We start from the raw sequence: 10,747 nt of genomic DNA on the forward strand, positions 1-10,747 counted from the left end.
TTATTCGCGTGAGTCACGTCGTCGTCGTCGGGTCGTTCAATGTCGACCATGTCTGGAACTGCGCCACGCTGCCGCGCCTGGGCGAAACGCTGAGCGGTCGTTACCACACAGGTCCGGGCGGCAAGGGCTTCAACCAGGCCGTCGCGGCCGCGCGCGCGGGCGCCGAGACGGGCTTCCTGTGCGCACTGGGCAACGACGACGGTGGCCGTCAGGCGCGTGCGCTGGCCGAAGCCGATGGCATCGACCTGCGCGTGCACGACAGCAGCCAGCCCACCGGCACGGCCGGCATCTACGTCGACGAAGCCGGCCACAACACCATCGTCATCGGCGCCGGCGCCAATGCCGATCTCAGCGTCGCGTGGCTGGGCCGCCAGGCCGCGGCGCTCGCCGGCGCGCGCGTGCTGCTGTCGCAGCTCGAATCGCCGCTCGACAGCGTGCTCGAAGCGATGCGCCTGGCGCGCGCGGCCGGCACGATCACGATGCTCAACCCGGCACCGGCGAACGCGCAGTGCCTGCGCGAACTGCTGGCCGCGGCCGACATCCTCACGCCGAACGAAACCGAGTTCGCCGCGCTGCTGGAACGCCACACCAGCCACCGCATCGACAGCGATGCGATCGCCGGCACGCCGGACGCGCAACTGCACCGCCTGTGCCGCACCCTGCTGCCGCGCGGCACGGTGGTGATCACGCTCGGCGCCGCCGGCGCGTTCGTCTCGCACCGCGAAGACCTCCTGCGCGGCGACGACGTGCCGTTCTATCGCGTGGCTGCCGACAAGGTGGAACCCGTCGACACCACCGGCGCAGGCGATGCGTTCAATGGCGCCCTCGCCGCGGCCTACGCCGCCGCGCATGCGCATCCGTTCGCCGAACACGTGCGCTTCGCCAACCGTTACGCCGGTCTGTCGACCGAGCACGTCGGCGCCGCGCTGGCGATGCCGCGGCTCGTCGCCGGCGGCTGAACACCCGGATCGGCCGCGAGCGCCGCATTCCGTCGATCGGCGACAATGGCGGCATGCAGATCGGTCCCTACCGCATCGAACCGAACGTGGTCCTGGCCCCGATGGCCGGGGTCACGGACAAGCCGTTCCGGCAGCTGTGCAAGCGGCTGGGCGCGGGGCTGGCGATGTCTGAAATGACGATCAGCGATCCGCGCTTCTGGCAGACCGAGAAGTCGCTGCGGCGCATGGACCACGACGGCGAACCCGCGCCGGTCGGCGTGCAGATCGCCGGCACCGAGCCGGCGATGCTGGCCGACGCCGCGCGCTACAACGTCGACCACGGCGCGCAGATCATCGACATCAACATGGGTTGCCCGGCGAAGAAGGTCTGCAACGCCTGGGCCGGATCGGCGCTGATGCAGGACGAGGCGCTGGTCGCGCGCATCCTGGATGCCGTGGTGCGCGCGGTCGACGTGCCGGTGACGCTGAAGATCCGCACCGGCTGGTGTGCCGAGCATCGCAACGCGCCGACCATCGCGCGCATCGCGCAGGATGCCGGCATCGCCGCGCTCGCCGTGCACGGCCGCACGCGCGACCAGCACTACACCGGCACCGCCGAGTACGACACGATCGCCGCGATCAAGGCGGCGCTGTCGATTCCGGTGCTCGCCAACGGCGACATCGACTCGCCGGAGAAGGCGCTGGCGGTGTTGCGCCACACCGGCGTCGATGCGGTGATGGTCGGCCGCGCCGCGCAGGGCCGGCCATGGATCTTCCGCGAGATCGCGCACTTCCTCGCCACCGGTACGCATCTGCCGCCGCCCACGCTGACGGAAGTGCGCGACATCCTGCTCGGCCATCTCGACGCGCTGCACGCGTTCTACGGCGAGACCTCCGGCGTGCGCATCGCGCGCAAGCATCTGGGCTGGTACGCCAAGGACCGGCCCGAAAACGCGGCGTTCCGCAGTGTGGTCAACCGCGCCGAGACCGCGGAGGCGCAGATCGCGCTGACCCGCGATTACTTCGATGCGCTGGTCGCCGGCGACATCCGGCCGACGCTCGCGGCCTGAGCCCGCCCGTCCGACACGGGCTCAATGGCTGCCGACGGCCTCGCCCGTCTCGAGTCCGGGCGATGCCGGCTCGTGCCAGATGCGCGCCCAGGTGGCATTCCACGTACCGGCGAGATCGCGCGCCATCGGCGGCTGCACCGGCGGGATCGATCGCCAGCCATCGCCCGCACGCCGCGCCACATCGAAGCGGAAGAAATAGTCGGGCTCATTGCCCATGCGCAGATCGCTGAGCTGCAGGGTGTCGTCGACGACGGCCGCGCCCATGAAGCCGTGGTTGAACCACGCGAGTCGTTGCACGGCGGGCAGACCTGCGTTCTCGCGCAGCGCGGCGACATCGGAAGAGTACGCAGTGAACCGCATCGGGCCTTGATCGGCCACCAGGGAGCGGAAGCCCTCGACGTAGCCGTCGTCGGTCATCGCGACGACACGCCACAACACGGTATTGGCCGGCATCGGCACCGAGAACCGCGGCGCATCGCCCATACCCATCGCGACCAGCGCGCGATCGGCCTCGCGGTCGACCAGCGTCTTGGCGACCAGCGACCAGCCCAGGTACGCCGTGCTCAACACGAGCCCGGCGGCGATCATGCGTCCGGCGATCAGGCGCGGGCCGGCGAACGCGGCGACGAGTACGCCGATCAGGAGCCACACCGTGTACAGCGGATCGATGATAAAGACGCTCGACCACATCGCCGGCGGTGGCGTGAGCGGCCACCACAGCTGGGTGCCGTAGACGGTGAACGCATCGAGCAGTGGATGGGTGATCAGCGCCAGCGCGATCGCCCAGAACCAGCGCACCGGCGACTCGGCGACGCGGCCCTTGCCGAAGCGCTTGAACAGCCACCAGATGCCGACCGCGACTAGCGGCAGCACCAGCAGCGAATGCGTGAGCCCGCGATGCAGGGTCATCCGCAGCACCGGATCGTCGGTCATCAGCGCGATCGGAAAGCCATCGAGGTCCGGCAGGGTGCCGAGCACGGCACCGGCGGCGAGCGCGGCACGACGATGGGCGGCAGGCACGATGGCAGCGGCGACCGATGCGCCGAGAACGATCTGGGTCAGGGAATCCATCCGTCGATGCTAGCAGTCGGCCACGCGACGAGGATGCGTCAGGCCGCGCGCGGCACGTGTTCGGCCGCCACTTTCGCGGCCCGCGCCGGCAGGGCCGCGAGCACCTCGCCCTGGTGCGACAGCAGGCGCAGGCTGCCGTCCTGCGCTTCGGCCAGCGCGGTCAGGCTTTCGACCCAGTCGCCGTCGTTGGCGTAGACCAGACCGTCGCGTTCGACCAGCGACGCGCGATGGATGTGGCCGCAGACGATGCCGTCGAGGCCGCGGCGGCGCGCATCGTCGAGACCGGCCTGCACGAAGCGTTCGATGTAGCGCTCGGCCGCTCCGCTCTTCGACTTGAGGAACTCCGACAGCGACCAGTAGCGCATGCCGAGTTGCCGACGCGCCCGGTTGAGCCACTGGTTGCCGGTGAGGATGCGGTAGTAGAGCCAGTCGCCGAACCGTTCCTGCAGGCCGCCGAAATGGGTAATGGCGTCGTAATCGTCGCCATGGGTGACCAGCAGGCGGCGGCCATCGGCGGTTTCGTGCACGGCGCGCCGGCGCACCTGCATCGCCGGCAGCGCGAGGCCGCAGACGCGACGCAGCGCGCGGTCGTGGTTACCGGGCACGTAGACGATCGTCGTGCCGGCACGGCGCAGTGCATGCAGCGCTTCGACCACACGGATCTGCGGCGCACCCCAGCGCGCGCGGCGCTGCGCCATCCACCACAGGTCGACGATGTCGCCGACCAGATACAGCCGGTCGCAACGCAGGCCATCGAGGAACGTGGCCAGTTCCGCGGCGTGACAATGCTTGGCGCCGAGGTGCACGTCGGAGACGAACACCGCGCGGTGATGCGGGCGCGGCGGCGGGAGTCGGGTCGGCAGGCTCATGCGTCGGTCTTCCCCAGGTAGCGGCGCCGCTTGTGCGGACGCAGGCGGTGCAGGTCCAGTTCGACGAGGCCGTCGACGGAATTGCAGAAGTCGGGATCGACGCCGAACGCGAGGAAGCGCGCGCCACCCGGCTCGCACAGCTCGACGTACTGGCGGTAGAGCGTGGGCACGCCGGCGCCGAACGCGGCGAGGCCGGCCTTCAGTCGCGTCAGCGCGGATGCGGCGTCGAGATCGCCGAACGACGGCGCGTCGCCGGCGAACGCGAACGGGCGGCGCGCGATCGCGAGTCCATCGCCGGCGTGGTAGCGCTGGAAATACGCGACCAGGTGTTCGCGTGCATCGCGCGGCAGCGCCGCACTGATCGACGCCGGTCCGTACAGCCAGCGTACTTGTGGATGACGTTGCAGATACACGCCGATGCCCTGCCAGAGCGCATCGAGCCCGCGGCCTCCCCAGCACTCGGGCACGACGAAACTGCGGCCGAGCTCCATGCCGGCCTGCAGCCGCGGCAGCGCCGCATCGGCGTAGCGGAACAGCGATGCCGAGTAGAAACCGTCGAGTCCGCGCTGCGCGAGCACGTCCGCGCCGCAGGCGACGCGATAGGCGCCGACGACGCGCGCCGCCGTGTCGTCCCACAGCACGATGTGGTCGTAATGCGCGTCAAAGGCATCGAGATCGCGTGCGCGTCCAGTGCCCTCCCCGACCCGGCGGAAGGTCAGCTCACGCAGGCGGCCGATCTCGCGCAGCAGCGGATTGCGCAGGTCACCGCGCAGCAGCCGCACCTGCTGACCCGCGCCGAGTTCGCACAGGCATTCCGTCATTGCGACCGCCGCGCGTAGACGTGCAGGCGATGCCGGACGCGCCAGCGGCACCTGGCCCTGCGCGCAGGCCTCTCGGCGGGTGCCGATCGCATAGAGCTGGCGGCGCAGCGAACGCAGCGCGGCGTCGCCATCGCCGTCGGCCGGCAAGGCCAGCGGCGTGCCGATGCGCAGGCGTAGCGGCCGGCCACGCCGCACATACATCTCGCGCGCGAGCAGCGCGGTGCCGGCAGGCCGGTACAGCGCGGAGACGCCGTAGAACAGCGGCGAATTGCGCGCCTCGATGCGCACCGGCAACACCGGCGCGCCGGTGTTGCGGACGAAGCGCAGCACACCGCGACGCCAGCGCGAATCGCGCACCCCACCCGGCCCGAGCCGCGAGACTTCGCCGGCCGGGAAGATCACCACACAGGCGTCTTCGCGCAGCGCGGCTTCGACCGCGGCGATGCTGGCTTCGGTCGGCCGGCCGCCGAGAATCCGCACGCCCAGCATCAGCGGCGCCAGCGGCTGGACCGTCGACAGGAGGTCGTTGGCGACGATGCGCACATCGCGGCGCACCCGGCCGATGCAGGCCAGCAGCGCCAGTGCGTCGAGCGCGCCGGAGGGATGGTTGGCGACCACCAGCAACCGGCCGCGTGCCGGGATGCGGGCGACGTCGGCATCGCCCACCTCGAAGCGCAGGCCCAGGTGCTCGCTGCAGGCGGCAACGAAGTCGAATCCGGAGAGGTGGGCGCTGCCGGCCAGGAAGGCGTAGATGTCGTCGAAGCGCGACCAGTGGCCGATGCCGCGCAGCAGCGGGCGGGTGATGCGGGCGCGGCGGCCGCGGAACCAGTCGGGCCAGCGCTGCCGAAGGCGATCCTCGATCCGGAGCATGGTGTGCCAGTGCGGGCGGGATGCGCGCAGCCTGTGCCTGCGCCGCGTCGCGCGCATTGCAGCGCGCTTTCAGGCCTGTGACAGTCGCGGCATCGGCAACGGTGCGCTTAACCGCAGCGCAATCCTGGGCAGGGCACAATGCAATTCCGCGGCCGGCGCTGTATCATTTCGGCCCATCTTTTCATCCGAATATAGGGATATAGGCCTGATGTCCAGCTATCTCTTCACCTCCGAGTCGGTCTCCGAAGGCCACCCGGACAAGATCGCCGACCAGATTTCCGATGCCGTCCTCGACGCGATCCTCGCGCAGGACAAGCGCGCCCGCGTGGCGTGCGAAACCATGGTCAAGACGGGAGTGGCGATCGTCGCCGGCGAAGTCACGACCAGCGCGTGGATCGATCTGGAAGCGCTGACCCGCAAGGTGATCCTCGACATCGGCTACAACAGCTCCGACGTCGGCTTTGACGGCGAGACCTGTGGCGTGCTGAATTTGATCGGCAAGCAGTCGCCCGACATCAACCAGGGCGTGGACCGCAAGAACCCCGAGCAGCAGGGTGCCGGCGACCAGGGCCTGATGTTCGGCTATGCGACCAACGAGACCGACAGCTACATGCCGGCCGCGATCCACCTGTCGCACCGCCTCGTCGAGCGCCAGGCGCAGATCCGCAAGAAGAAGAATTCCAACCTGTCGTGGCTGCGTCCCGACGCGAAATCGCAGGTCACGCTGCGCTACGAGGACGGCAAGGCGACCGCGATCGACGCGGTGGTGCTGTCGACCCAGCACGATCCGGGCGTCAAGCAGAAGGATCTCATCGAGGCCGTCCGCGAAGAGATCATCAAGCCCGTGCTGCCGGCCAAGTGGCTGCACAAGGGCACCAAGTTCCACATCAACCCGACCGGCAAGTTCATCATCGGCGGTCCCGTCGGCGACTGCGGCCTGACCGGCCGCAAGATCATCGTCGACACCTACGGCGGCTGGGCGCGCCACGGTGGCGGTGCGTTCTCGGGCAAGGATCCGTCGAAGGTCGACCGCTCGGCCGCGTACGCCGCGCGCTACGTCGCCAAGAACGTCGTCGCAGCCGGCCTCGCCGACCGTTGCGAAGTGCAGGTGTCCTACGCGATCGGTGTCGCCGAGCCGACCTCGATCTCGGTGACGACCTTCGGCACCGGCAAGATCCCGGACGACAAGATCGAGAAGCTGATCCGCAAGCATTTCGACCTGCGCCCGTACGGCATCATCCAGATGCTCGACCTGATCCACCCGATGTACCAGCAGACGGCGGCCTACGGTCACTTCGGCCGCAAGCCGAAGGACTTCAGCTACACCGACGGTGCCGGCAAGTCGCAGAACGCGACGTCGTTCTCGTGGGAGAAGACCGATCGCGCCGACGCGCTGCGCGCGGACGCAAAGCTGAAGTAAGGGATCGGGCTGCGGCGTCTGCCGCGTCTGCGTCACTTCCGGGAACGGGCCGCACATGCGGCCCGTTTTTCGTTGGGCGTTCCCCTGCCATCACCCGTTGTGCATCGCGGAGTTCGCATGCTATCTGTGCAGTGCAGCACAGATCCGCCCGCGTGCTGCCCACGGAGCCTGTCACCCGATGCCGCCCAGCTTTGACGAGATGCACGATGCCGACGGGCATGTCCGCCCGCACTATCGCGGCTTCGACGACTGGCTGCAGGCCACGCCCGACGAACAGGTCGCGCACAAGCGGCGCGAGGCGGAAATCTCCTTCCACCGGGTGGGCATCACGTTCTCCGTCTACGGCGAGGAATCGGGCAACGAACGCCTGATCCCCTTCGACATCGTGCCGCGCGTGTTGCCGGCGCACGAGTGGAGAATGCTCGAAGCCGGCCTGCGCCAGCGCGTGCACGCACTGAACCTGTTTCTGGGCGACATCTACGGTGACCAGCGCATCCTGCGCGACGGCCGCATCCCCACCGAACTGGTGCTCGACAACAGCGAGTACCGCAAGGAAATGCAGGGCCTCAAGGTCGCCTGCAACACCTACTCCCATGTGTCGGGCATCGATCTGGTGCGCGCCGGCGACGGCGAGTACTACGTGCTCGAAGACAATCTGCGCGTGGCCTCCGGCGTGTCCTACATGCTGGAGAACCGCCGCATGATGGCGCGGCTCACGCCCGAGCTATTCGCGCGCCAGCAGATCGCGCCGGTCGAGCGGTACCCCGATGCCCTGTTCGAAGTGCTGCGCCAGTGCGCACCCGCGAACGTGGACAACCCGGTGGTCGCAGTGCTGACGCCGGGCGCAGCGAACTCCGCCTATTTCGAACACGCGTTCCTCGCCCAGCAGATGGGCGTAGAACTGGTCGAGGGCGCGGATCTGTTCGTGCAGGGCGACATGGTCTACGCGCAGACCACGCGCGGCGCGCAGCGCGTGCACGTGATCTATCGCCGCATCAACGACGACTATCTCGACCCGACCGTGTTCCGCCCCGAATCGATGCTGGGTGTGCCCGGCCTGTTCGGCGCCTACCGCGCCGGCAACGTCACGCTGGCGAATGCACCGGGCACCGGCGTCGGCGACGACAAGTCGGTGTACCCGTACGTGCCGGAGATGATCCGCTACTACCTCAGCGAAGAGCCGATCCTGCACAACGTGCCGACCTGGCAGCTGCGCAACAAGGACGACCTCAAGTACACGCTCGAACATCTGCCCGAACTCGTGGTCAAGGAAGTCCATGGCGCGGGCGGCTACGGCATGCTGGTCGGGCCGGCGTCGACGAAGGCGGAGATCGAGGAATTCCGCGCGCGCATCCTCGCCGATCCGGGCAACTACATCGCCCAGCCGACGCTGTCGCTGTCGACCTGCCCGACCTACGTCGAGAGCGGCCTCGCGCCGCGCCACATCGATCTGCGGCCCTACATCCTCAGCGGACGCCGCATCCACGTGGTGCCCGGTGGCCTGACCCGCGTCGCGCTGCGCGAAGGCTCGCTGGTCGTGAACTCGTCGCAGGGCGGCGGCACCAAGGACACCTGGGTGATGGAGGCATGAGCCGCGCGATGCCCGCCTGCCCCGGCGCCCGGGCCCGCACACACACGTCCAACGGCGCGTCGCGTGCCGGCCATCCGAACAGGCGCTGACCCATGCTCTGCCGCACCGCGAACGATCTCTACTGGGTGGCCCGCAACATGGAGCGCGCCGAGAACACCGCGCGCCTGCTGGACATGGCCCAGCGCATCGCGCTGCTGCCCGAGCGCCTGGACCGCGGCAAGGCGCAGGCGGCGCCGTGGCGTCGCGCGCTCGACTCGCTGGGCTCGGCGCAGGAGTTCGAGCAGGCGCACGGCCGCATCGATGCCGAGAGCGTCGTCCAGCATCTGCTGCTGTCGCCCGACAATCCGGGCTCGATCTACAGCTGCCTGCGCGCCGCGCGCGAGAACGCACGTGCGCAGCGCGTCGCGATCACCGCCGAGATGTACGAAGACCTCAACAGTTCGTGGCTGGAGATCCGCCGCTTCGACGGCGCGCGTCTGCGCCAGGACGGCCTGAGCAGCGCGCTGGAGTGGGTCAAGACCCGCTCGGCCGCGTTCCGCGGCATCACCATCGGCACGCTCGGCCGCGGCGAGGGCTACCAGTTCCTGCAGATGGGCGCTTTCATCGAACGCGCGGACTGGTCGATCCGCCTGCTCGACATGATCAGCAGCGACGAGGAACTGCCCGAGACCGGCGAAGCGCGCGATGCCACGCAGTACTTCCAGTGGAGCGCGCTGCTGCAGGCGCTGTCGGCGTTCGAAACCTACCGCCGCCTGTATCGCGAATCGGTCAGCCCGGCCGGCGTCGCCGCGCTGATGCTGCTCAACGACGACAACCCGCGCTCGCTGCAGACCTGTGTCGGCGCGATCCATCAGATTCTCCAGCAACTGTCGGGCGGCGAATCGCTGGAAGTCGCCCGCCAGGCCGGCGCACTGGCCGCGCAGGCACGCTACGCGCACATCGACGAGATCATCGCCGGCGGCCTGGAACCGTGGCTGCAGGACACGATGTCGCGGCTGTCGAAGCTCGGCGACGAGATCCACCGGCAGTTCATGACCACCGGCGCGGCGCCCGTCGCACCACCGGTCATGCGCCAATCGCAATGGCAGCGCACGTCCTGAGCTGTCACTGCCCGTCATCGCGGGGCACAATGGCGCCTGCAATTGCGCTGTACCGCGACATGACATGACCTACTGCATCGGACTCAACCTCGACGAAGGCCTCGTGCTGGCCTCCGACTCGCGTACCAACGCCGGCGTGGACCACATCCGCCGAGCGGGCAAGATGCGGGTCTTCGCCCAGGACGGCGAACGCGTGGTGGTGACGCTGTCGTCGGGCAACCTCTCGCTGACGCAGAACGTGCTCAATCTGCTCGAGCATCGCGCGCGCCACGAACCCGAACGCATCGGCATCCTCAACGCGCAATCGATGTTCCAGGTGGCGCAGGTGGTCGGCGATGCGATGCGCGAAATCCGCGGCCGCGACGAGGCCTACCTGCGCGACGGCGGTATCGATCCCAGCGGGTCCTTCATCGTCGGCGGCCAGATCGCCGGCGAGGCGCCGCGGTTGTTCCTGGTGTATTCGGAAGGCAACTTCATCGAGAGCGCCGGCGAGACGCCGTTCTTCCAGACCGGCGAGATCAAGTTCGGCAAGCCGATCCTCGATCGCGTGATCAACAGCCACACCGATCTGGTCACCGCGACCAAGTGCGCGCTGGTGTCGTTCGATTCGACGATCCGCTCCAACCTCTCGGTCGGCCCGCCGATCGACCTGCTGGTCTACAGGCGCGACAGCTTCAAGGTCGAGATCCAGCAGCGCTTCGAGGACGGCGACGCGTATCTGCAGTCGATCCGCAATCACTGGAACGACAGCATGCGGCGCGCGGTCGCGGAGTTGCCGTCGCCTGAGTGGGCTTGATCTGAGCGGTCTGCTCGCGCTGATACGTGTCGTGTTTCAACTCGGGCCGAACCCGAGATCAACAGACCAGTGTCTTCCCTTCCCCCTTGGGGCGACGTGCCCGCCGGGGTAGAAGGTGCCCGGAGGGCGGATGAGGGTGCTTTAGACGGCTTCTGTGTAGAGCCCCGCCCCTCACTCGACGCGCTTTGCGCGTCGACCTCT

General features: G+C 68.8%; 9 protein-coding genes. 6 read left to right on the plus strand and 3 right to left on the minus strand.

The genetic code is table 11. The features are described 5' to 3' along the window. The first annotated feature begins 8 nt into the window (after positions 1 to 8). Positions 9 to 959 (plus strand): ribokinase, encoded by a 951-nt coding sequence (locus tag AC3A5T_RS11435; RefSeq protein WP_487628672.1) that lies wholly within the window; start codon positions 9 to 11, stop codon positions 957 to 959. Between the two features lie 53 nt (positions 960 to 1,012). Then, positions 1,013 to 2,008, plus strand: coding sequence for a tRNA dihydrouridine synthase DusB (gene dusB, locus AC3A5T_RS11440; protein WP_487628673.1), 996 nt, complete (start codon positions 1,013 to 1,015; stop codon positions 2,006 to 2,008). Positions 2,009 to 2,029: 21 nt separating this feature from the next. Here dusB and AC3A5T_RS11445 read toward each other — a convergent pair whose 3' ends face one another. The 3 genes from AC3A5T_RS11445 to olsF are packed head-to-tail and all read right to left on the minus strand — an operon-like array spanning position 2,030 to position 5,639. Beyond that, a complete protein-coding gene (locus tag AC3A5T_RS11445; protein ID WP_487628674.1) occupies positions 2,030 to 3,079 on the minus strand; it encodes a metal-dependent hydrolase in 1,050 nt (349 codons plus the stop codon). Between the two features lie 38 nt (positions 3,080 to 3,117). After that, positions 3,118 to 3,948, minus strand: coding sequence for a UDP-2,3-diacylglucosamine diphosphatase (locus AC3A5T_RS11450; RefSeq protein WP_487628675.1), 831 nt, complete (start codon positions 3,946 to 3,948; stop codon positions 3,118 to 3,120). Beyond that, complete coding sequence (gene olsF, locus AC3A5T_RS11455) at positions 3,945 to 5,639, minus strand: bifunctional ornithine lipid synthase OlsF (RefSeq protein WP_487628676.1); 1,695 nt, start codon at positions 5,637 to 5,639, stop codon at positions 3,945 to 3,947. Before olsF ends, AC3A5T_RS11450 begins: the two co-directional genes overlap by 4 nt. A 208-nt stretch (positions 5,640 to 5,847) precedes the next feature. Between olsF and metK the strand changes: the two genes are divergently transcribed. The 4 genes from metK (at position 5,848) to AC3A5T_RS11475 (ending at position 10,546) form a co-directional block, all read left to right on the plus strand. After that, positions 5,848 to 7,059: a methionine adenosyltransferase gene (gene metK / locus AC3A5T_RS11460; RefSeq protein WP_332078467.1), complete on the plus strand. Its 1,212-nt coding sequence runs from the start codon at positions 5,848 to 5,850 to the stop codon at positions 7,057 to 7,059. 178 nt (positions 7,060 to 7,237) lie between these two features. Next, positions 7,238 to 8,650 carry a circularly permuted type 2 ATP-grasp protein gene (locus AC3A5T_RS11465; protein ID WP_332078466.1) on the plus strand — a complete coding sequence of 471 codons (1,413 nt, stop codon included), beginning with the start codon at positions 7,238 to 7,240 and terminating at the stop codon, positions 8,648 to 8,650. A 92-nt stretch (positions 8,651 to 8,742) separates the two neighbouring features. Then, complete coding sequence (locus AC3A5T_RS11470) at positions 8,743 to 9,750, plus strand: alpha-E domain-containing protein (protein ID WP_487628677.1); 1,008 nt, start codon at positions 8,743 to 8,745, stop codon at positions 9,748 to 9,750. Between the two features lie 64 nt (positions 9,751 to 9,814). Next, complete coding sequence (locus AC3A5T_RS11475) at positions 9,815 to 10,546, plus strand: proteasome-type protease (RefSeq protein WP_332078464.1); 732 nt, start codon at positions 9,815 to 9,817, stop codon at positions 10,544 to 10,546. The last annotated feature ends 201 nt before the right edge of the window (positions 10,547 to 10,747 follow it).

Source organism: Luteimonas sp. Soil_C_16 (genome assembly GCF_057657295.1).

Excerpts from the sequence above, each read along its gene's own strand:
- AC3A5T_RS11475 (WP_332078464.1), top strand. The coding sequence starts at position 9,815 with ATGACCTACTGCATCGGACTCAACCTCGACGAAGGCCTCGTGCTGGCC.
- AC3A5T_RS11445 (WP_487628674.1), bottom strand. The coding sequence starts at position 3,079 with ATGGATTCCCTGACCCAGATCGTTCTCGGCGCATCGGTCGCCGCTGCC.
- AC3A5T_RS11465 (WP_332078466.1), top strand. The coding sequence starts at position 7,238 with ATGCCGCCCAGCTTTGACGAGATGCACGATGCCGACGGGCATGTCCGC.
- AC3A5T_RS11470 (WP_487628677.1), top strand. The coding sequence starts at position 8,743 with ATGCTCTGCCGCACCGCGAACGATCTCTACTGGGTGGCCCGCAACATG.
- metK (WP_332078467.1), top strand. The coding sequence starts at position 5,848 with ATGTCCAGCTATCTCTTCACCTCCGAGTCGGTCTCCGAAGGCCACCCG.
- AC3A5T_RS11450 (WP_487628675.1), bottom strand. The coding sequence starts at position 3,948 with ATGAGCCTGCCGACCCGACTCCCGCCGCCGCGCCCGCATCACCGCGCG.
- olsF (WP_487628676.1), bottom strand. The coding sequence starts at position 5,639 with ATGCTCCGGATCGAGGATCGCCTTCGGCAGCGCTGGCCCGACTGGTTC.
- dusB (WP_487628673.1), top strand. The coding sequence starts at position 1,013 with ATGCAGATCGGTCCCTACCGCATCGAACCGAACGTGGTCCTGGCCCCG.